The sequence below is a fragment of the Chitinophaga pollutisoli genome (assembly GCF_038396755.1).
GTDB lineage: Bacteria > Bacteroidota > Bacteroidia > Chitinophagales > Chitinophagaceae > Chitinophaga > Chitinophaga pollutisoli.
In genome coordinates, this window is sequence record NZ_CP149822.1 from 3,583,742 (window position 1) to 3,605,733 (window position 21,992).

A 21,992-nucleotide genomic window follows, 5' to 3' on the forward strand; every position below is an offset into this window, starting at 1 on the left:
CATCCTGCTGGTGAATTTAAAACTGAAAGCAATGAAAAGATTAACCGTACTTTTAATGGCCCTTGTTATGACAGCAACTTCTTTCGCACAAACCACCGACACCAAGCCCCCGGTAAAGAAGATCGAAGTAAACGGCAGTGCAGAACTGGAAATCACGCCCGATGAGATTTACTTCAACATCACCCTGCGCGAATACATGAAAAACAAAACGCAGAAAGTGACGATCGCCGAGCTGGAACAGAAGCTGCAGAAAGCCGTAGAGGCAGCAGGCATCCCGAAGGCTGATTTTACCATCGCCAACGTATTCGGTTACAACTACGACCAGTGGTGGAAAAAGAAAAAAGATACGCCTGACTTCATGGCCCGCAAACAATACCGCCTGAAACTCGCCCGCCTGGATAAAATCAACAGCATCCTTGGCGCGGTAGACGAGGAAGGTATCGAAAGCGCGAACATCGCTTCCTTCAGCAGCAGCAAAATGGAAGAATACCGCAAGCAGGTGAAAATCTCCGCGCTGAAAGCAGCTAAAGCCAAAGCCGAATACCTGGTGGAAGCCATCGACGAAAAGCTGGGCGGCGTGATCGAGATCCAGGAGTTCAACACCGACCAGTACAGCGATGTTCGTCCCGAATTGGCGAATATGATGGTACGCAAAGCTGCCGCTTACGACGCAGCAGGCGGTGCGCCCGATTCCAACATCGATTTCAAAACGATCAAGATCCGCGCGGAAGTACGCGCCGTGTTCGGGATCAAATAACAAACGAATAATTACAGCAAACGAAAAAGGGCTGCCGGTCGTAACCGGTAGCCCTTTTCATGTCTTGATGGTTTGTCACTGACGCCTGAAGGCGTATGACGTTGTCTGATTCTACTGTCGTTTTTAACTGTCTTTTCAGTCTATTTTGCTACTAACGGCCTCTTGCCGAAGTCAGGTAAGTTGGGATAAATAGGACGGAATTATGTTGCGATGGTTTTTCAATGAATTATTTCGTGTATTTGATGACCGATACTTCGAATTGTCCCTCGGTAACGGTTTTGGTCAGATCTGCGTCTACATCGTGCACGAGTATGCCGCTGAAGGTACCTTTCGCTTTGGTCTCGCTGATGGATTCGAGTACGATAATGGCATCGGCGCCATATTTTTTCTCATCGGCGTAATAGCCGGATTCGTCGCTGAGGCGGCGCATCCAGCCGATGGTGTTATATCCGAAATCGTTGAGCCTGTAAGTGCCGGGCTTCAATTCCTTCAGGGGAAAGGCGACGTTGATGGTCATCAGCTGGTTGTCTGCCGTGAGCCCGCTGACGATGAGGTGGCTCAAAGGGTCGTTGAGGGTGTCGTAATAGCTGCCGGTCAGTTGTTTGGAAACGGAGATCGTTTGCCCGTCGAGCTTCATGGACATATGTCCCTGGCTGCGGTTGTCCTCGAAAATATCTTTCTTCTTGCAGGCGGTCAGGCAGATAGCCGCCACCAGGCCCAATGCCGGCAGTATGCTTGCGATTTTCATAGGTATACGTTTCTTGGTACAGGTGATGCTAGCGGCTGCAATATACAATTTAAATACAAATTATAAATATTAATTATGAATGAAATTGCGGGTTGCTTGGGGGAGTATGGGGAAAACGAAGCGGCCGCTCCTGGAATCCGGGAGCGGCCGCTGGCTGTAAGCTATTTGTATCGAGCGGATTACGCGTCGATTCTTGCGTATTTGGCGTGCGATTCGATGAACTCGCGGCGCGGGGGAACCTCGTCGCCCATGAGCATCGTAAATACGCGGTCGGCTTCAAACATGTTGTCGATAGACACTTGTTTGAGCGTGCGAACATCCGGGTCCATGGTGGTGTCCCAGAGCTGTTCGGCGTTCATCTCACCGAGACCTTTATACCGCTGGATGGTTACGCTGTCTTCCTTCCCGCCGCCTGCCAGCCGTGTAACGGCTGCCTTGCGCTGTTCGTCGTTCCAGGCATATTGGAATTCCTTGCCTTTTTTCACGAGGTACAGCGGGGGCTGGGCGAGATATACGTAACCTTGCTCCACCATTTCGCGCATGTAGCGGAAAACGAAGGTGAGGATGAGCGTGGCGATGTGGCTGCCGTCCACGTCCGCATCCGTCATGATGATCAGCTTGTGGTAACGGAGCTTGCTGAGATTGAGGGCTTTATCGTCTTCGGGGGTACCGATGGTAACGCCGAGGGCGGTAAAGATATTTTTGATCTCTTCGTTCTCGTAGATTTTATGCTCGAGGGCTTTTTCCACGTTGAGGATTTTACCACGCAGCGGCAGGATGGCCTGGAAGTTCCGGTTACGGCCCTGTTTGGCCGTACCACCTGCCGAGTCACCTTCGACGAGGAAGAGCTCGCATTTCTTGGGATCGTTGTCGGAGCAGTCGGCCAGTTTGCCGGGGAGTCCGCTGCCGGTCATCACGCTCTTGCGCTGTACCATCTGGCGGGCCTTGCGGGCAGCCTCGCGGGCCTGCGCGGCCAATACCACTTTATTGATGATCTGCTTGGCTTCCTTGGGATGTTCTTCGAGGTAAGCGTCGAGCACGTTGGCTACGGCGCTGTCCACGATACCCATCACGTCGGAGTTGCCGAGCTTGGTTTTGGTCTGGCCTTCGAACTGCGGCTCGGGAACTTTCACGCTCACGATGCAGGAAAGGCCCTCCCGGAAGTCGTCGCCCGTTACTTCCACTTTCGACTTTTCAAACAGCTTGTTCTTGTCGCCATACGACTTGAACACGCGGGTGATAGCCCTGCGGAAGCCGGCTACGTGCGTACCGCCTTCAATGGTATTGATATTATTAACGTAGGAGAAGATGTGCTCGTTGAAAGAATCGTTATACACCATCGCCACTTCCACGGCCACATTGGCGTTGGCATCATGCGTTTCGATGTAGATCGGATCGGGGAGCAGCGGATTGCGGCGGCCGTTCTTGTCGATCAGCTGCACGAATTCCACGATACCACCTTCGCTGTAGAAGGTTTCGCTGAAGATATTGCCGTTTTCGTCTTTCTCGCGCTCGTCGTTCAGCGTGATGCGGATGCGGCGGTTGAGGAAGGCGAGCTCGCGGAGGCGGCCTGCGAGGGTTTCGCGGTTATATACCGTATCGTTGAAGATGGTGCCGTCCGGTTTGAAGTGAACGATAGTGCCGGTGATGTCGCTTTCGCCGATCTCGCGCACGGAATACTGGGGATGCCCCATTCTGTATTCCTGTTCGAAGATCTTGCCTTCGCGGTGTACCGTAACGTGCAGGGGATCGCTGAGCGCGTTCACGCAGGAAACGCCCACCCCATGCAAACCGCCGGACACTTTATAGGTGTTTTTATCGAATTTACCGCCGGCGTGCAGTACGGTCATCACCACTTCGAGGGCGGAGCGCTTCTCTTTCTGGTGCATGCCCGTGGGGATGCCACGGCCGTCGTCCTTCACGCGGATGGAGTTGTCTTCACAGATGGTTACTTCAATGTTCTTGCAATATCCTGCCAGGGCCTCGTCGATGGAGTTATCCACCACTTCATACACCAGGTGGTGAAGGCCTTTGGTCCCGATATCCCCGATATACATGGCCGGGCGTTTGCGAACCGCTTCGAGCCCTTCCAGTACCTGAATGTTATCGGCCCCATAGTTGTTGTTAGCAGGGGGTGCTTGCACTAATTCTTCACTCATATTTTAGCTGAAAATCTTTTTTGAACAAATCCGTTAGATATCTCGCAAAAATACGGAAAATCAGGCTGAATTCCATGAAAAACAAGGATAATTTGAGGGGTGTGGACAGCCTGTGGAAAGGTTAGCCCAGCGCGTTCGATCCGATGTCGGTCAGTACCGATTCCTTGATCCCGGTGAAGATGGTTTTCCAGACCAGGTTGAAGAACGACTTTTGAGGGTCGCGGGTAAACCGGGGATGGGCCACCCGGAGCGGCTGGCCGGGGGAGGGGTTCTCATTATGAAGGGCCATCAGGTTGGCGAGGAGGCTCACCAGCCCTTTTTTCCGCTTTTTACCCTTGGCCTCAACGTCTTTCAGCACTTCGATTTTAAGGTCGTCGTACCGGAGGGTCACCGTACCGGACGCGGCCCGCTCATGGCCTTTGATGTTGAAATCCAGCTCCTGAATCCGGATCGACCGGATCGCCACCTCGCCCAGGGGCCTCGTGGCGGGGTTCATCTCCCTGCCGTCCATATCGTTGAGTTTGCCGCTCACGGCAAAGGCCCCCGCGGCGCTGCCCAGGGCGAAATCGAAATGCGCTTTCAGTTTGCCGGAACGCATGAGGATGGCGTGGAGGTCCACCGTGCAATGGGGGTTCTGCTTCACGAGAGAGTCGAGGTTCGTGATGTTGCGGAAAGTACCCCCGGCGTTCTGGAACTCTATCTTGCCGGTTTGCCCGTTTTTCGGGTTCACTTCCGAATAGCTGACGGCAACGCCCTGTGCCTTCAGCGTATCGATCCGCAGGGGCATTTCCAGTTTCATCAGCAGCTGGTTGGGAAACTGGCCGTATTTGTCGCCCGGCGGCATGGGGAGCCCGCGGTTGCGGTAAACGTGCAATTCCCCGCCGTCGATACTCGCTTTGCGGATGATGGCTTGTTGCTGCAGGATGTGCCCGAGATGGATGCCATCCGCTACTATGTTATTGAAAACCAAATGAAAACGATCTTTCTGCGTGTCGATTACCTTGTCGAACTGGGCTTTGCTGTACCGGGGATCCAGCTCCAGCCGGCCAATGGATATCTGCCGCGCCACGGCGTTGTAGGATATATTATTAACCCGGAGCCAGTAAAGGCTGTCGGGCGTCCGGTACTCCCATTTCTTGAGGTCCACCCTGAAATCCTGGGCATAGAGCACGCGGGTAAGGTCGTTTTGGGTGATGGAGTCGATGGCGAGATTTCGTAGCACCACGTCGAGATTACCGAGTTTCGTGATTTTACGGCTGCTGTCTTTCCGGATCTGCGTGAAAAGCAGGCTGGTATTGGCCAGTTCTATCTCTCCGATCCGGAAATGCTTGATATTGGTGGACATGGTTTCGTAGAAACTCCGTTTGGGCGTGGTGTCGTTGGCGCGCATGTCGTGGACGATGGTGAGTTCGGGGTCGCGGAGGCGGAACGAGGTGGCATCGACTTCCTTATCCAGGAAATACCGCCAGATTTTCAGCCCTGTAACCTGTATCCGGCCCAGTTTGGCGTTGTACAGCACTTCCGGGGCGCGCTGTTCGGCCAGCAGCCTTTCGTATACCGCCGAATCGGGGAGGAAGGCGACGTTGTCGATGGCCACGCTGCCGGTCAGCAGGTTGAGGTTGATCTTGCCGTAGGCGAGCGTGTAGAGGGAGTCGGACCCTTCGGCCACATATTTCCGCAATTCCGCGTCGAGCAGCTTCTTCCAGTGTACGCTCAGGTACCAGCCGCCGATGGCGAGAATGCCGATGAGCGCGCCGGCTGCAATAAAGATGATTTTCCAGGATTTTTTCATGCGTAACCAACTGTTGCTAAATTTATACCAATTCCGGCAGAACGTCTGACAATTGTAAGGACTTTGTCAGGGTGATGCGATAATAACAATGATTCGTTACTTTTGTCCGGCTTCACATGAAAGAAATACAGGAAATATTACAATTGGCGATGGCCCAGCCCGCGATGAGCGATCAGCTGGAGCTGGCGGTAACCGAAACGGTGGCCGTGCCCGATTGCCTGGATTATACTTTGCAACGGTATGTGTACGATCGCCCGCTTCCTGTGGAAGATGTGGCGATGGTCGTTTACCAGCCTGCCAAGCGCGGCAAGAGCGCGGCCATCGAGCTGCGGTATTGCGTGGCGGGCAATAAATACTGCCGCAAGCCGAATTGCAACGACCGCGTTTGCGTGGAAGGGCATAAGGCGGCGGAGTGCAGCAGCGACAAGCTGCCGTCGATCGATCTGATTACGGTACGTTTCCATCCCGGGTTCATCCAGTCTTTACAGAAGAGCAATACGAACAGTACGCTTTTCGAGCTGCAATCCCGCAAACCTTTCATGAAAACCATCCAGCCCTGCACCAAATCCAAATCGGTGTTGGAGCAGATGGTGCATCATAACTATGAAGGGGTGTTGAAAAACATCTTTTTACAGAGTAAATCCCTCGAGCTGCTGCTCTTCAGTTCCGACCAGTTCATCCAAAACGACACGGAAGAGCGTTATGGCTGCCGCTTCCTCACGCAGATGGAAGACCGCTCGAAGATTGAGCGCGCGCGCTCCATTCTTCTGGAGCAGCTGGATGCGCCGATCACGATCCGTGAACTGGCGCGCAAGGTGGCGATGAACGAATGTTACCTTAAGAAAGGATTCAAAGCCATGTACGGCACTACCATCTACGATTATTTCCAGAAAGAAAGAATGGAAAAGGCCCGCGGTCTCCTGTATGAAAAGGGGATGTCCGTTTCTGAGGTGGCCATGATGATGGGGTATTCCTGCATTTCGCATTTCTCTACCGCATTTAAAAAACATACAGGCCTGAAACCCTGTGAGTTACTGCTTCGGTAAGGCGTTTTTCCCGCTACGATCATTTCTTTTCCCGATTCGATAATTCCTTTTATGAAGATCGTTGCATCTTTGTAAAACGAAACCGGATATCCATCTGATTTCCTCATAAGCTTCCTTATCAGATTTGACCTTAATCGGGAAGGCTTGCGGTTAGTAAAGCCATTGAAGCGGCGCCTTATCAAACACCACTCACGACAAAGAGCGGGCGCTGCGATCCGTAAGTTTTTCCACCGTAATTTGCATAAAGCCGTTACTTTTCTGTGACGGCTTTTCTTATTGCTCCGCGCCGTTCATGATAACCCGCCTTGTTCCCTCCGCCATTTGCGATTTCCGTTTTCGAGGACTATCTCCTCCATGTCCGGCATCTAAAATATTCGTTTCGGTGACTGCGAATTTGCTGCGGCGGATGTAGGATTTTCATTTATGCAATGCGGAGTCCTGACGATATTGCGGGGGGCGTTGTGGAAGGGTGCGGTAAAAATTCGACTCTCGTGTAATTTGATCTACAGCTGATGCGCCACGATCCGGAAATAATAATTGTTAAAATGACAGGATTGGCGGTTGGAGCGGGGTAGAGGGAGTTGGATGGCTGGAAAGGGGAATTAATTTGAACTTGAAGGAGATATGCTGCAGGACGGGCGTTTGGAGGAAAAGAAAAACCCCGCCCAAAAGAGCAGGGTCTGTCCTATTTATCCCTATACCTATGAAATACTTAATTATGTGTTGTGAGTACTACTAATCAACAATAGTGCCAGCATCGTTCAGTAGTACTGTTTTGGCAGCACCATTTTCATCGATGCTTACTTTGTAATAAGAGGCAACATCCGCTCTTTCGATTTTCCACCCTTCTTTAACAACGGCAGACGGATATTTGTTCTTCAAAGTTTCCAAAACTGTTTCGGGTACGGCGCCATTGAGGTATTCGCTCCTGGTGGCCACCCATGTGCCTTCGGCATTATACTCTACTGCGGTCTTGATGCCCTCCCTGTCGAAAGATGCGATCCAGTTGCCGCTGGCGGTCTTGGTCCAGGCGGCATCCGTAGTGCCCGCATATTGGGCGTTTTGTTCGAATGCAGCCTTTACAGGAGCCGGAGCTTCTACTTTCTTAGCTGTAGTCTTTGATTTTTTGGTGGATTTCTGTTGCGAAAACGCTATGCTGGAAGTGAAGATAGCAGCGCAAAGAAGTAACGTTACTCTTTTCATAAAAGATATGGTTTTTCTCTGTTATACGGTCTTCTCTTTCAGTACCAAAACCTTGCCAAAAACGCAAAGTAAGTACAGTTTATTGTAAATTACCCAATTTCGCCCGCATTTTTTTTAAAATCCATTATTTTTTATGAATGGCAGGCCCACAGGGAATCCTCCGGCTATTTTCGTAACTTCGCAGAATTTTAATTTTCTTTCATTAACAACCAGGTGGGGTATAGATTATGTCCAGCAAATACCAGGAATATAACCAGCTGAATTTACCGCAGATAGAACAGGAAATCAGGAAGGAATGGGAACAGCACCAGATCTTCGAAAAAAGCGTCTCCAACCGCGACGGCGCCATCCCCTTCGTATTCTATGAAGGCCCCCCCAGCGCCAACGGCCTCCCCGGTATCCACCACGTGATCTCCCGCGCCCTGAAAGACCTCGTATGCCGCTACAAAACCATGAAAGGCTACCAGGTGAAACGCAAAAGCGGATGGGATACCCACGGCCTCCCCGTAGAACTCGGCGTCGAAAAAGCCCTCGGCATCACCAAGGAAGACATCGGGAAGAAAATCTCCATCGCCGAATACAACGAAACCTGCCGCAAGGAAGTACTGAAATATAAAGACCGCTGGGAAGACCTCACCCGTAAAATGGGCTATTGGGTCGACCTCCAGCGCCCCTACATCACTTTCGAAAACGATTACATCGAATCCCTCTGGTGGTGCATGCAGCAGCTCTATAAAAAAGGCCTGCTCTATAAAAGCGTCTCCATCCAGCCCTATTCCCCCGCCGCTGGCACCGGCCTCAGCTCCCATGAACTGAACCAGCCCGGCACCTATAAAGATGTGAAAGACACCACCGTCGTGGCCATGTTCAAAGCCATCGCCTCCGACAAATCCCAATTCCTCTTCGACGCCGCCGGCGCCGGGGAAGAAGTGTTTTTCCTCGCCTGGACCACCACACCCTGGACCCTCCCGTCCAACCTCGGGCTCACCGTCGGCGAAAATATCGACTATCAACTCATCAAAACCTTCAACCCCTACACCCACCTCCCCGTGCATGTAGTGGTGGCCAAAGATCTCGCCGGCAAATACTTCAAAGCCGATGGCGAAAACGGCGACTTCGCCGCCTGGAAGCCGGAAGATAAAATCATCCCCTGGACCGTTGTAGCCAACTTCAAAGGCCGCCAACTCGAAAATATCCGGTACGAGCAACTGTTGCCTTTCGCGCAACCCGAAGAAGGAGACCCCTTCCGCGTTCTTCTCGGCGATTTCGTAACCACCGAAGACGGTACCGGAATCGTACACACCGCACCCGCATTCGGTGCGGACGATAACCGCGTCGGTAAAAAATACGGCATCGGCATCCTCACGCTGGTCGACCGCCAGGGCAAATTCACCGACAGCGTCGGCGAATTCTCCGGCCGCTACGTGAAAAACTACAAGAACGAAACGGATTATAAAGATGTCGACGTAGACATCGCCGTAAAACTCAAGAAAGAAAACCGCGCCTTTCGCGTCGAAAAATACGAACACACCTATCCCCATTGCTGGCGGACCGACAAACCGGTGCTGTACTACCCGCTGGACGCGTGGTTTATCCGCACCACCGCGCTGAAAGACCGCATGGTGGAGCTGAACAAGACCATCCAGTGGAAGCCCGCCGCTACCGGCACCGGCCGTTTCGGCCAGTGGCTGGAGAACATGGTGGACTGGAACCTGAGCCGCAGCCGTTACTGGGGCACGCCGCTGCCGATCTGGCGGACCGAAGACGGGTCCGAGGAAATCTGTATTGGCTCCATCGCGGAGCTGAACGAAGGTATCCGCAAAGCCAATGAAGTGCTGGGCGGCGATGTGAATAAGGCATACCTGCACGATGGCATCCTGGACCTGCATAAGCCTTATGTGGATGAGATCATCCTCGTGAGCCCTACCGGCAAGCCTATGCGCCGCGAGCCCGACCTGGTGGACGTATGGTTCGATTCGGGCGCGATGCCTTATGCGCAGTGGCATTATCCATTTGAGAACAAAGAGAATATCGATAAGGGGCAGGCTTTCCCGGCGGATTTTATCGCTGAAGGCGTGGACCAGACGCGCGGGTGGTTTTACACCCTTCATGCGCTGGGCGTGATGCTGTTTGATAATGTGGCGTATAAGACAGTGGTTTCCAATGGTTTGGTGCTGGATAAAGACGGCAATAAGATGAGCAAGCGCCTGGGTAATGTGGTGGATCCGTTCCAGACCATCGACCAATATGGCGCAGATGCCACCCGATGGTACATGATTACCAATGCATCGCCGTGGGACAATATGAAATTCAATGTGGAGGGTATCAAGGAAGTGCAGCGCAAGCTGTTCGGTACCCTGTACAATACTTATAACTTCTTCGCGATGTACGCCAACCTCGACGGTTTCCGGTTCCAGGAAAAGTATATCCCGTTGGAGGAGCGCCCCGAGATCGACCGTTGGATCATTTCGGTGTTGAACTCGCTGGTGAAGCAGGTGACGGGTAATATGGACGAATATGAGCCCACCCAGGCGGGCCGTGCGGTGCAGGAATTCGTGGACGAGCATTTAAGTAACTGGTATGTAAGGCTTTGCCGCCGCCGTTTCTGGAAAGGGGAGTATGGGCATGACAAGATCAGCGCTTTCCAGACGCTGTATGAGTGCCTGGAAAAGGTGTCGCAGCTGATGGCGCCGGTTTCTCCGTTCTTCTCCGACTGGCTGTACCGTAATTTGAACAGTGTCAGCGGTTTGCGTGCGGAAACGTCGGTACACCTCTCGACTTTCCCGGAAGTGAACGAAGGGGCGGTGGATACGGAACTGGAGGAAAGGATGCAACTGGCGCAGGATATTTCGTCGCTGGTGCTGAGCCTGCGGAAAAAGACCAACATAAAGGTGCGGCAGCCGTTGCAGAAAATCCTCATTCCGGTTACGGACCCCCATATGCGGGATCAGATTACCCTTGTTGAGCACCTGATAAAAAGTGAAGTGAATGTAAAAACAATTGAGTATCTTACGGAAACGGAAGGGTTTATCAAGAAAAAGATTAAGCCGAACTTCAAGTCCCTGGGTACCAGGATGGGGGCGAAAATGAAGGCTGTGGCGGCCGCGATTGGCGGGATGACGCAGCACGACATCGCAACATTGGAGAAGTCCGGGGAATTTGGCTTGACAATTGATAATGAACCTGTTCTGATTGTTTTGACAGATGTTGACATTATTTCGGAAGATATTCCGGGCTGGACAGTAGCCAATAAAGGTATGTTAACCGTGGCCCTGGATATAACCATTTCACCTGAATTATTGGACGAGGGCAATGCAAGAGAGCTGGTGAACCGCATTCAGAAGATACGGAAGGACAGTGGTTTTGACTTAACTGACCGTATCGCCGTGAAAGTACCGGACGTTCCGTCCCTGAAATCGGCGTTAATGAACTTTAATGACTATATTTGCACGGAAATTTTGGCAGATAGCCTGGAAATAGTGCCGCAATTGCAGGAAGGAACGGAGGTAGAAGTTAACGAATTTAAATTCAACGTATTAGTTAACAAAAAAGCTAATCCCATGGCAACAAAGAAGAAGGTTGCTGGTAAGACTACTCAGAAGGCGGCTCCTGCGAAGAAAGCGGTAGCGAAGAAAGCGGTAGCGAAGAAAGCGGCAGCGCCGAAGAAGGCAGCGGCCAAGGCAGCGCCCGCCAAGAAGAAGCCGGTTGCTGCACCTAAGAAAGCGGCAGCGAAGAAGCCCGCGGCTAAAGTTGTAAAACCCGCTCCGAAGAAAGCAGCAGCCAAGAAACCAGCAGTGAAGGCAACCTCTTCCAAGAAAGCCGTACCGGCGAAAAAGCCGGCTGCAATTGCAAAAAAAGCGGCGGCTCCCGTGAAGAAGACGGCTGTTAAGGCAGCCCCTGTCGCGAAGAAGCCCGCTGTGGTGGCGAAAGCTCCCGTAAAAAAATCGGTGAAGGCCGTAACTGTGAAAGCGGTGCCGGTACCCGCACCCAAAACCAAGAAAGCGCCGGCGGCCAAAACCCCGGTGGCGCAGAATGGGCCGATTATTGCTAAACCCGTAGAAAAAGTAGATATAATGGCAAAGAGCAAACAGGAAAAATCAGAAAAAGAGCCGGTTAAAAAGGCCAAAGCAGAAGAACCTGTGAAACGGGTTGCTGAGAAACCTGCAGGAAAAACAAGTTCCCGCTCCGCTGGAAGCTCCCGTTCTTCCTCCGCCAAACCGGTGGCATATGTGCCGGAATTCACCAAATCGGTGCTCGATCAACCCGAGGCCCCGACTGGTCCGATATATCGCTACAGCGATCCCGAGTTGCAGGAATTCAAGGAAATCATCCTCAAGAAACTGGAAGCCGCCAAGAAAGAACTGGTGTTCCTCCAGGGCCTTATCACCCGGAAAGACGAAGCCGGCACCGATGATACCGAAAACAAATACATGAGCATGGAAGATGGCTCCGGTTCCCAGGAACGCGAGCAGCTTAACCAGATGGCCAGCCGACAGATTCAGTTTATCGACCACCTCGAGAAAGCACTCGTGCGTATCGAAAACAAAACTTACGGCATCTGCCGCGAAACCGGCAAGCTCATCGAAAAAGCCCGCCTGAAAGCAGTGCCGCACGCGACCCTCAGCATCGAAGCGAAACTCGCCAAAAGCAAATAACCGTCAAGCCGAAAATATTGGGAAGGCCGTCCGCATGGACGGCCTTTTTTAATGCCGCTGCAAATTCGAAGCAGCGACAAACAACCAAAACACTATTTTACTTCCCAGCGATGCAATTGGCACCACTTCAGCGCCATACCTGCAATTCGCCGATTACCTAACTTCCCGTTCCACGCTGAACCCGTATGTAATTTCGTTCCCGACGGTTATCATTTTGATGGAGAATTTCCACAGTTAACAGGCTCATTTTCTTAAATCGCAATGCGAACTATTAAGTAAAACTTAATAGTTCAAAACGCATGTCCGTACTCATATCTACGATTCACAAGATTTTACACTATTGATAACGTTTCCATTTGCTCGTGCAATCATCAAGGAATACTGATAAGTTCAGATTTATTAATCCTTCATTGTGGCAATGATTAGTGGTCAAATCACCCAACAGTGGGCACATTGCTTTGCGTCGCAACTGTCAAGGATTCCTTGACAGTTCATTTTCTACAACCTGAATGCACAGCGATGTTCTGTAGCCGCGTCCTCAATCCGGCTATCGAATTGACATTACGTCGCAACTGTCAAGGTATGCTTGACAGTTCAATTTCCGCAATCCGAATGCACAGCGATGTTCACTTGCCGAATCTTTAACCCGGCTATCAATTGACATTATATCGCAACTAGTAAGGAATACTTGACAGTTCATTTTCTACAACCGAATGCACAGCGATGTTCAGTAGCCGAATCTTCAACCCGGCTATCAGATGACATTAAATCGCAACTATCAAGGAGTACTTGATAGTTCAATTTCTATAACCGAATGAACAGCGATGTTCAGCAGCCGCATCCTCAATCGGCTATCGAATTGACATTACGTCGCAACTATCAAGGAATACTTGATAGTTCATTTCCTATAACTCGTTTGAACATCATGTTCAAGTGCAACATTGTCAATCCGGCTATTGTATTGACATTACGTCACAACTATCAAGGAATACTTGTTAGTTCACTTATGCCCCCATTCCGGGAGGATTGTGTGATTGCATTCACCTATACGCCATGCCGCACTATTATCAGGGATTCCTGAGCATGCTATTTGAAGTACTATCCGATAGCAAAGTTTGACTCCTGTTTTTTCCATCGGCTTAATCATGTTTCATTTCTCCAACTATCCTGTAGGCTTACCAGTTGAATGGAAATAGTGAAACATTCAGTCAACAAGCATTTGGCACTAATATAACAGAGCAGCACACACATAGGGTATACATTACGGAAAGAATCAAAAGGGCCATCCAAAAGAACGGCCCTTCTTTCATGTTTCTATAAATCCCGGCATGTGATGCCTTTAAAGAACGTTGGCTGGTTATGAATTTGAGGCCGCGAGAACACGGCCTCCCAAAGCATAATCCCATGTAATGAATGATGATAAGGTATCATCAAAATCAACAAAGCGAAGCTAAGCCGTATAAAAAATGTAACCTGAGAAAAAGGGTGAGAATATCTCGGTGCTAGAAGAGAATATCTCCGAAATCCGGAGAAATAAAAAAAGCTCCTTCGTTATTTCGAAGGAGCTTTCGGTATATATACCATAAATGCTTTGACTACGCGGGTTTCAGCGATTTCTTGTCGCAATCGTCGGAACTCCGGAATGCTTTGCTCACCTGCCGCGCCGCGAGATATACAAGTCCCGCCGTTGCAATAGCAGCCAATCCCCCCAACCCGATATTCACCGCCTGACTCTTCGTTGGCCAACGCTTGCGCACCTTCTCCGGACTCGCCTGCGCAATGTCAAGCAAAGGCGCCATGCAGTTGTCTTCAATCACCTTGTCGGACACCGTGGCCGCCTCCACATATTGGGGATGGTACGCCACGCCAATGCCCGCGTCCTGCAGAAGCTCCGCGTCCGTTTCACCATTGCCGACATAAATAATATTTTGCGACTGGATATGATACTTCTCTGAAATATACCGCAGGATATTGCTCTTGCAATATTGCGCATTGCCGTTCTTGCCCGTCAGGAAGTAATCGGGAACTGTAATCTCGCCGGTAGCCACGCTGTGTACGAGATGCATCCTGTTGGCAAACGCGAAATCAGCCCCCAGCTTGTTTTTCATATGGTTGGCCACACATTCGAAACCGTCGGTGATCAGTCCGCAGATGTAACCGCGCCGCTTCAGTTCGCGGATCACATGACGAATGTCCGGCGTAACAGGAATACCATCGGCCACCTCCAGCAGTTCCGCCAGGTTCCTTCCCTGGAACAGGGCCGCACTGCGCGTGAGCACCGAAAGCGGATCAGAATAATGCTGCAGGATCTGCACCAGCGCCTCTTCCTGACCGAAGGCCACGGCGGCGGTATACAGGTAGTTCTCGCGGAAGATGGTTTCGTCCAGATTGAAGATCACCATCTTTTGCAGCTTGTCGATCGACTCAAGGATCGAATACTCCATCTGCTCGCGGATGATATTGATGTTACCCAGTGTTTCCAGGTTCTGCTGCGGGATGCTTTCCGCTTTTTTGAGAATGGTTCTGCTCACTTCGCGGCTCATCTTGCTGAGCTGTTCCCAGGTCTGCATCGCGTTTTCCAGCCGGCCGATATTGACTTCACGGATCTTTGCGCCCATGAGGTGCATGTCTATCAACAAGCCGATATCCACGCCGTAATCGTTTTCGAAATGCACTTGTTGCAGCATGTGCCTCCGCGCGGCGATCATCCCGCTCAAAGGCTGGTTGAAATGCGCGAGTTCGGGGAATAGAATGCTCAACAGCGGTTTGGCGACCAGCTGGGTCACACGTCCTGCCTGCCTTTCGAAATATGATTTCGTGAAATCGGCTTCGCCGCTCACGATCGCATCGGTTAAAAGTTCCACCAGCGCGTCGGGATAGGTGAGGATGTCGCCATCCACATACATGATGATGTCGTGTTTGGCCGCCATCATTCCTTCGCGCATGGAAATCCCTTTTCCGCGCTGGCTGCTGGTAATGACGCGCACCCTTTCCTTGAGTGCTTCATCTACAGTGTTATCGGTGGAGTTGTCGTCGACTACGATAATTTCGATAGGCCGGGATGTCTTTTTTATGGTCTTGATGACCTGTCGGATGGTTGCGCCCTCGTTGAGCACGGGAATCACTATGGAAATCATAGGCGTCAATAATGTTTTTGTGAACAATTACAGTGCCTTTTGGCAGCCTCTTGCCCCAAAAATGATACCATAATAGCCGGGCGCCCCGCGCGAGTACCAGTAAAAAAGGCTAATTTTACGTTACTTCACGCTTTAGGAACATGGATTGTTCAGCTTAAACGGTGTATATATGCAAGAAACTAAAAGACAAAAGCAGGTAGGACAGCTGGTGCAGGAAGAACTCAGCGATATTTTCAACCGCATGGGTTTTAATGTGACAGAAGGGGGGATGATTTCCATTTCGTCTGTTAAGATGACACCCGATTTGCTGGAGGCGCGTGTTTACCTGAGCATGTTCCAGATCAAGGCGCCGGTGGAAATGCTGGCGAAGATGAATGAGCGCATGGGCGAGATCCGCCGCGATCTGGGCAACCGTGTGGGCAAACAACTGCGCCGTGTGCCGGAGCTCACCTTCTTCCTCGATGATACGCTCGACCATGTATTCAAAATGGAAGAGTTGTTCAAAAAGATCAACGACGACAAACAGCAGAAACCCTAATCCCGCGTACCTCCGCATGATCTGGCAGTTCGCTACACGATATTTCCGGGCCCGAAAATCCACCACGGCGATCAATATCATCGCCTGGGTAAGTGTGGGCGCCATCGCGGTAGGCACCGCGGCCCTCATCACCGTTCTGAGCGTTTTCAACGGGTTTACAGGGCTCGTAAAATCCCTGTACTCCTCTTTCTATCCCGACCTCCGCATCATTCCCGATAGCGGTAAAACCTTCATCCTTACACCCGATCAGCTGCGGCAGATCGCTGCCGTGCCCGGTGTGGCGACTATTTCCTCCACCGTGGAAGAAAAGGCCGTGGTACGCAATGGCACGAAACAAACCATCGCTGTCATCAAAGGCGTGGATGCACAGTTCACCAAAGTGGCGCATGTGCAGGACAAGATCGTGAGCGGTGAATATGCGCTGAAGGATGAAACGGGGCCGCTGGCCGTGCTGGGGCTGGGCGTCGAAATGGCGCTGGGGATCGATGTGGAAAAAAGCCGCGTCCCGGTAACGATATATATGCCCCGCCGCGATGAAGCGGCTTTCAACCCGCTGGCGCCCGACCAGTCGGTGGTTTCCAGCTCGGCGTACCCAGCGGGCGCTTTCGCGATACAGCAGGAATTCGACAGTAAATATTTGTTGGTGGACATCCGGTTCATCCGCCAGATGCTCGACATGGCGCCCGGCGAGGCATCTGCCATCGAAGTGGCGCTGCAACCCGGCGCAGGAGAAAGGAAAGTGCAACGGGCACTGGAAGCGCTGCTGGGAGAGGGGGTGAAAGTGCAGACCCGCATGCAGCAGCATGCCACCATTTACAACGTCATGCAGGTCGAGAAATGGGTGACTTACGTTTTCCTGAGTTTTATCCTGGTGATCGCGGCTTTCAATATGATCGGTTCGCTGTCGATGCTGGTGATCGAAAAGCAGAAAGACATTACCATACTCAAAGCCATGGGCGCCAGGAGCGCCACCATCCGCAGGATCTTTTTGGCCGAAGGCCTGCTGATCGCCGGCGCCGGCAGTATCGTGGGGTTTGTCCTGGCGATCATCATCTGCCTGGTGCAACAACATTTCGGACTGATCAAGCTGGGCGGGGGCACCTTCCTCATCGAGGCTTTCCCGGTGGAAATGCACCTGAACGACTTCATCCTGGTGGCCATCACGATTATCATTATCGGGACCCTGGCCAGCTGGTACCCGGCACACCGGGCCGCGCGGCAGGCGATCGCCCTCAAGGCGACGTGATTTGTCTTCTTTCGTTTTTCAACACCATTTTATGCCATTACAGGCCATAAAAAAAGCGTACCGGATAGTACGCTTTTCTATTTTGCGGATGGTAAAATACTATTAGTAATCGCCGAGTGTTTCGGGCAATTGCGCCAGTGCTTTGGCCAGTTGCTCGTCGTTCGGGGCGATGCCATGCCATTCGTGGGATCCCATCATAAAATCAACCCCCGCGCCCATGATGGTTTTCATGAGGATGACGATGGGTTGGCCTTTCCCGGTGAGGCTTTTGGCTTTTTCGAGGGTGGCGAGCACGTCGTCCATGTCGTTGCCGTTCATGGTGAGGACTTTCCAGCCGAAGGAGAAGAATTTGGAATCGAGGTCGCCGAGGCTCATCACTTTATCGGTGGGGCCGTCGATCTGCTGGCCGTTATAGTCAACGGTAGCGATGAGGTTGTCGATTTTGTGGTGGGCGGCGAACATGATGGCTTCCCAGTTCTGGCCTTCCTGGAGCTCGCCGTCGCCATGGAGGGAGTATACGATTTTGTTATCGTTGTTGAGTTTTTTGGTGAGGGCTGCGCCGCAGGCAACGCTGAGGCCCTGGCCGAGGGATCCGGAAGCCACGCGAACGCCGGGGAGGTGTTCGTGAGTGGTGGGGTGGCCCTGCAGGCGGCTGTCCAGCTTGCGGAAAGTAGCCAGTTCCGGAACGGGGAAGTAACCGGAGCGGGCGAGTGCGCTGTAGAACACGGGGGAGATGTGCCCGTTGGAGAGGAAAAACAGGTCCTGGTTTTTACCGTCCATTTCGAAAGGCACGGGCTGGTGCTCCATTACCTTGAAGTACAGGGCCGTCAGGAAGTCAGTACAACCGAGCGAACCGCCCGGGTGGCCGCTTTGTACGGCGTGTACCATTCTAACGATGTCCCGCCTGATCTGTGTGGCTATATCTTTCAGTTCTGGCATGATAATTGGCGTTTTTTAGCTTCGCAAAAGTAATAAGAAATTCCCCGCTTTTTCAGTGAATATCTGATTTTTTCAAAAAGGACGGAAAGTCGGGCCGCAAAATTTCTTGATACACATATCGCTGAATTCAATATCTTTGCACGACAACCCCCCGTATGGAGAATGTAATTATCGCAACTATCCTGAGTTTCGTTATAACCTACTTTGCTATCCCGGTGTTGATCCGCGTGGCAGAACTAAAGCACCTTTATGACGAACCGGACGAGCGCAAATCGCATAAAGTACGAATCCCCACATTAGGTGGCCTGGGATTCTTTGCCGGCTTCATTTTGGCCTCGGCCGTATGTGTTCCTGCAAAAGAGAATTTTCCCCTGCAATATCTGCTGGCCGCGTTTTTCGTGATTTTTATCGTGGGAATGAAGGACGACCTTGTAGGACTGTCACCTGTGAAGAAACTGGTGGGACAGCTGGTGGCTGCATTTGCCATTATTTACCTTGGTAACCTGCAGATTTCCAATATGTACGGGTTCCTCGGCATGGGGGAGCTTCCCTATCATTTCAGCCTTCTCCTGACTTATTTCACTTTTATCGTAGTTATTAATGCCTTTAACCTGATCGACGGGGTCGACGGGCTGGCGGGCAGCATCGGGCTGGTAGTATCCGCCGTACTGGGGGCGTATTTCCTTTTCGCCAACGAAATGCTGTATGCCGTGATGGGCTTTTCGCTGGCTGCCGGCCTGGCCGGATTCCTTATCTATAACATTTCTCCCGCGCGCATCTTTATGGGTGATACCGGCTCCCTGCTGGTAGGCCTTGTGAATGCCACGCTCATTGTAAAATTCATTGACGTCGCCGGTAATCCTAATGGGGTGATGCCCCTGCAGGCTGTTCCCGCCATCGCGTTTTCCGTGCTCATCGTTCCCTTGTTTGATACGCTCCGCGTATTCACGATCCGCATGGCGAGAGGGCGCAGTCCGTTTACGGCGGACCGCCACCACATCCACCACTACATGCTGGCCCTGGGGCTCAGCCACCGGCAAACCACCGGTATCGCAGTGGCTTCCAACATCGCTTTCATTTTACTCGCATACAACCTGCAATTCCTCGGTACTACAGCCCTCGTGTTTGTAGTGGGGGGGCTGGCGCTGGGAGGCACCACCATGCTTTTCTACCTGAAACGCCGCAAGGAAATGGCCGCTCTCGCCGCCGCGGAAGCTGCTGTACTGGCTACCGCCGCCGCAGCAGCAGCGGAAGTAGTGCCGGCAGAACCGCAACCCGCCACGACCAAATCGAAAATTCTCCGGGTCAATACCGAGACCATCATGCAGGATAAGTAGCCGTCAGACCTCATCTGCCAACGCTAATGGTCGTCTCTTTCCCTTTGACGATTAAAAGATTTCTTGTAGGTTTGCAAGCACTTAAGTAATATTTCTTATGCAAGACGAGCTTAATTTAATTCTGGACGACGCGAAAGATTCCATGCTGAAGGCGATTTCCCACCTGGAAGCAGAACTCACCAAAATACGCGCCGGTAAAGCCAATCCTGTGATCCTCGATGGCATCTCGGTAGACTATTACGGCGCCCCGACCCCCCTCAACCAGGTTGCCAACGTAGCCGTTGCGGACGCCCGCACCCTCACCATCCAGCCCTGGGAGAAAAATATGCTCCAAGCTATCGAAAGAGCGATCATCGCTTCCAATATCGGCCTCAACCCGCAAAGCGACGGCATCATCATCCGCCTCTTCCTTCCGCCGCTCACCGAAGAACGCCGTAAAGAACTGGTGAAAAAAGTGAACGGAGAGGGTGAACACGCCAAAGTTGCCATCCGCAACATCCGCCGCGACGCCATCGAAGCCATCAAGAAATTACAGAAAGACGGCCTCAGCGAAGACACCGCCAAAGACGCGGAAGCCGGCGTGCAGGACCTTACCGACAAACACATCGTGCTGGTAGATAAACACTGCGCACAAAAAGACAAAGAAATCATGGCTATCTAAAAGCCCTGCCGAATATTTTGAAAAGAGACAGCCAGTCAGCGGTCTCTTTTTTTATTTCCTGTTGACGAGGTACACCCCGCTCATAATCACCCCCAGGCAAACAACCTGCCAGCCATTGACGGACTCTCCCGCCACCAGCCCCCAGCCGATGGCCACCACCGGCAAACCGTACGTTACCATACTGGCGAACATGGCCCCCGCGGAACGGATCAGCTGGTAAAACAGGAGCGAAGCCACCCCCGTACCGATCAGCCCAAGCGTACAACTAGCCGCCAGGCTCATCCACGGCCGCTCCGCCGCCTGGAAGGTGGCGCTGAAATCGCTCAGCAGGAGCACCGGCAAGGCGAAAAGCCCCATGAAAAAAAGGGATATCGATACTAACTGAAGACTTTGGAACTCTTTCAAATAGTGGTGCACCAGCGCGATGTTAAGTCCGTAACAGGCCGTGGCGAGGATCACCAGGAAGCCGTAATACCAGTAGGAATTCGCATCCACACCCTTGACGAGGAACAAAAGGATCACCCCGGCAAGGCCGATCAGCAAGCCCGCCGCCTGGCGCCGCAGCACCGGCGCGCTGAAAAGGGTGACGCTGAATATCAGGGCAAAAACCGGCGTGAAGGAATTCAGCATGCCGGCAAGGGAACTGTCGATCCGGGTTTCGGCGATACAGAACAAATACGCCGGAATTCCGTTACCTAATAAACCAGACACAATGATCGCGGGGATTTTTGCGGCGGGCGTCTGCCGGATAAACCGGAAGAAGAATGGCAGCAATGCCGCCCCGGCCGAAATAAGCCGGATGCTCGCCACCTGGTAAGGCGAAAAAGACGCCAGTCCCAGTTTCATGAGGATGAACGAGCTGCCCCAGGTCAGCGACAGCAGCAGGAAGATCCCCCAGTTCATGAGTCGTTGGTTCATAGTGGGGCAAAGGTACCGATTCCACTTTGTGCCGATGTTAAAGTATATTAAGAAAAAAACGAAATATGCCACCGATCCGACTTTCCGACATTCCAACCACCGTTCCCAAAAAAGCAGATAAGGAGCAGATCAAAGAGGAAATGGAAACCATTCTCAAAGACCTCGACGAATTGCAGAACCTCCTGTACGCCGAGCACAGGCATAGCCTGCTCGTGGTGCTCCAGGGCATGGACGCCAGTGGGAAAGACGGCGTTATCCGCGACGTTTTCGGCACCATGAACCCCATGGGTGTGCTCGTGCAGCCCTTCAAGGCGCCCACGGAACAGGAAGCCGATCACGATTTCCTGTGGCGCATCCACCAGCACGCGCCGGGAAAAGGAATGATCCAGGTGTTCAACCGCTCGCATTACGAAGATGTGCTCGTGCAACGGGTGCATAAATGGGTAGACGAAGAAGTGATAAAAAAACGCTTCACCGCCATCAACGACTTCGAAAAACTCCTCCGCGACCATAACAGCACGCATATCCTCAAATTTTACCTGCACGTTTCCCCCCAGGCGCAAATGGCCCGCCTCGAAGAGCGGACCCGGGACCCGCGAAAGATGTGGAAGTACAACGAAAAGGACTTCGCGGAAGCGAAGCTGTTCAAAAAGTATCAGAAAGCGTATGAAGACGTGTTTAAGGAATGCGGCAAAATTCCCTGGTACATCGTGCCTGCCGATGATAACTGGTACAAGGAATATTTCATCGCTAAAACGGTCAGGGATACACTGAAGGCCCTGAAGATGAAGTTCCCGAAGTTGCCGAAGCAGAAAAATAATCAGGATGTCAAACCATAATTCTGTAAAATTGCACT

At 52.0% G+C, this 21,992-nt stretch carries 15 protein-coding genes; 8 read left to right on the plus strand and 7 right to left on the minus strand.

Translation table 11 applies throughout. The annotated features are described in order from the left end of the window. The first annotated feature begins 67 nt into the window (after nucleotides 1-67). Nucleotides 68-757 (plus strand): SIMPL domain-containing protein, encoded by a 690-nt coding sequence (locus WJU16_RS14980; protein WP_341834298.1) that lies wholly within the window; start codon nucleotides 68-70, stop codon nucleotides 755-757. Between the two features lie 226 nt (nucleotides 758-983). Here WJU16_RS14980 and WJU16_RS14985 read toward each other — a convergent pair whose 3' ends face one another. The 3 genes from WJU16_RS14985 to WJU16_RS14995 all read right to left on the minus strand — a co-directional run bounded on the left by WJU16_RS14985 (nucleotide 984) and on the right by WJU16_RS14995 (nucleotide 5,456). Then, on the minus strand, nucleotides 984-1,505 hold the full coding sequence (locus WJU16_RS14985) for a hypothetical protein (protein ID WP_341834299.1): 522 nt from the start codon (nucleotides 1,503-1,505) through the stop codon (nucleotides 984-986). A 179-nt stretch (nucleotides 1,506-1,684) separates the two neighbouring features. Continuing rightward, nucleotides 1,685-3,664, minus strand: coding sequence for a DNA topoisomerase (ATP-hydrolyzing) subunit B (gyrB, locus tag WJU16_RS14990; RefSeq protein WP_341834300.1), 1,980 nt, complete (start codon nucleotides 3,662-3,664; stop codon nucleotides 1,685-1,687). 121 nt (nucleotides 3,665-3,785) lie between these two features. Beyond that, complete coding sequence (locus WJU16_RS14995; RefSeq protein WP_341834301.1) at nucleotides 3,786-5,456, minus strand: hypothetical protein; 1,671 nt, start codon at nucleotides 5,454-5,456, stop codon at nucleotides 3,786-3,788. 116 nt (nucleotides 5,457-5,572) lie between these two features. Here WJU16_RS14995 and WJU16_RS15000 point away from each other — a divergent pair, with 116 nt between their 5' ends. Continuing rightward, complete coding sequence (locus WJU16_RS15000) at nucleotides 5,573-6,502, plus strand: AraC family transcriptional regulator (RefSeq protein WP_341834302.1); 930 nt, start codon at nucleotides 5,573-5,575, stop codon at nucleotides 6,500-6,502. A gap of 735 nt (nucleotides 6,503-7,237) precedes the next feature. Here the strand turns inward: WJU16_RS15000 and WJU16_RS15005 are convergent. Further along, nucleotides 7,238-7,705, minus strand: coding sequence for a hypothetical protein (locus tag WJU16_RS15005; protein ID WP_341834303.1), 468 nt, complete (start codon nucleotides 7,703-7,705; stop codon nucleotides 7,238-7,240). A gap of 227 nt (nucleotides 7,706-7,932) precedes the next feature. Here WJU16_RS15005 and ileS point away from each other — a divergent pair, with 227 nt between their 5' ends. After that, on the plus strand, nucleotides 7,933-12,360 hold the full coding sequence (gene ileS, locus WJU16_RS15010) for an isoleucine--tRNA ligase (protein ID WP_341834304.1): 4,428 nt from the start codon (nucleotides 7,933-7,935) through the stop codon (nucleotides 12,358-12,360). A gap of 1,595 nt (nucleotides 12,361-13,955) precedes the next feature. Here ileS and WJU16_RS15015 read toward each other — a convergent pair. Continuing rightward, entirely contained in the window at nucleotides 13,956-15,497 is a 1,542-nt protein-coding gene (locus tag WJU16_RS15015) for a glycosyltransferase (protein WP_341834305.1), read from the minus strand. 169 nt (nucleotides 15,498-15,666) lie between these two features. Between WJU16_RS15015 and rbfA the strand changes: the two genes are divergently transcribed. Further along, nucleotides 15,667-16,035, plus strand: a complete 369-nt coding sequence (rbfA, locus tag WJU16_RS15020) for a 30S ribosome-binding factor RbfA (protein WP_341834306.1) — start codon at nucleotides 15,667-15,669, stop codon at nucleotides 16,033-16,035. A gap of 16 nt (nucleotides 16,036-16,051) precedes the next feature. Then, entirely contained in the window at nucleotides 16,052-17,281 is a 1,230-nt protein-coding gene (locus WJU16_RS15025) for an FtsX-like permease family protein (protein ID WP_341834307.1), read from the plus strand. A 102-nt stretch (nucleotides 17,282-17,383) separates the two neighbouring features. On the opposite strand, the gene WJU16_RS15030 is transcribed toward WJU16_RS15025, so the two are convergent. Next, entirely contained in the window at nucleotides 17,384-18,220 is an 837-nt protein-coding gene (locus WJU16_RS15030; RefSeq protein WP_341834308.1) for a transketolase, read from the minus strand. Nucleotides 18,221-18,375: 155 nt separating this feature from the next. Here WJU16_RS15030 and WJU16_RS15035 point away from each other — a divergent pair, with 155 nt between their 5' ends. Together WJU16_RS15035 and frr are read left to right on the plus strand one after the other, a co-directional pair. Continuing rightward, nucleotides 18,376-19,557: an MraY family glycosyltransferase gene (locus WJU16_RS15035; protein ID WP_341834309.1), complete on the plus strand. Its 1,182-nt coding sequence runs from the start codon at nucleotides 18,376-18,378 to the stop codon at nucleotides 19,555-19,557. 97 nt (nucleotides 19,558-19,654) lie between these two features. Continuing rightward, nucleotides 19,655-20,218, plus strand: a complete 564-nt coding sequence (gene frr / locus WJU16_RS15040; protein ID WP_341834310.1) for a ribosome recycling factor — start codon at nucleotides 19,655-19,657, stop codon at nucleotides 20,216-20,218. A 51-nt stretch (nucleotides 20,219-20,269) separates the two neighbouring features. On the opposite strand, the gene WJU16_RS15045 is transcribed toward frr, so the two are convergent. After that, nucleotides 20,270-21,136 carry a DMT family transporter gene (locus WJU16_RS15045; protein WP_341834311.1) on the minus strand — a complete coding sequence of 289 codons (867 nt, stop codon included), beginning with the start codon at nucleotides 21,134-21,136 and terminating at the stop codon, nucleotides 20,270-20,272. Between the two features lie 65 nt (nucleotides 21,137-21,201). Between WJU16_RS15045 and WJU16_RS15050 the strand changes: the two genes are divergently transcribed. Then, a complete protein-coding gene (locus WJU16_RS15050) occupies nucleotides 21,202-21,975 on the plus strand; it encodes a PPK2 family polyphosphate kinase (RefSeq protein ID WP_341834312.1) in 774 nt (257 codons plus the stop codon). Nucleotides 21,976-21,992 lie beyond the last annotated feature (17 nt).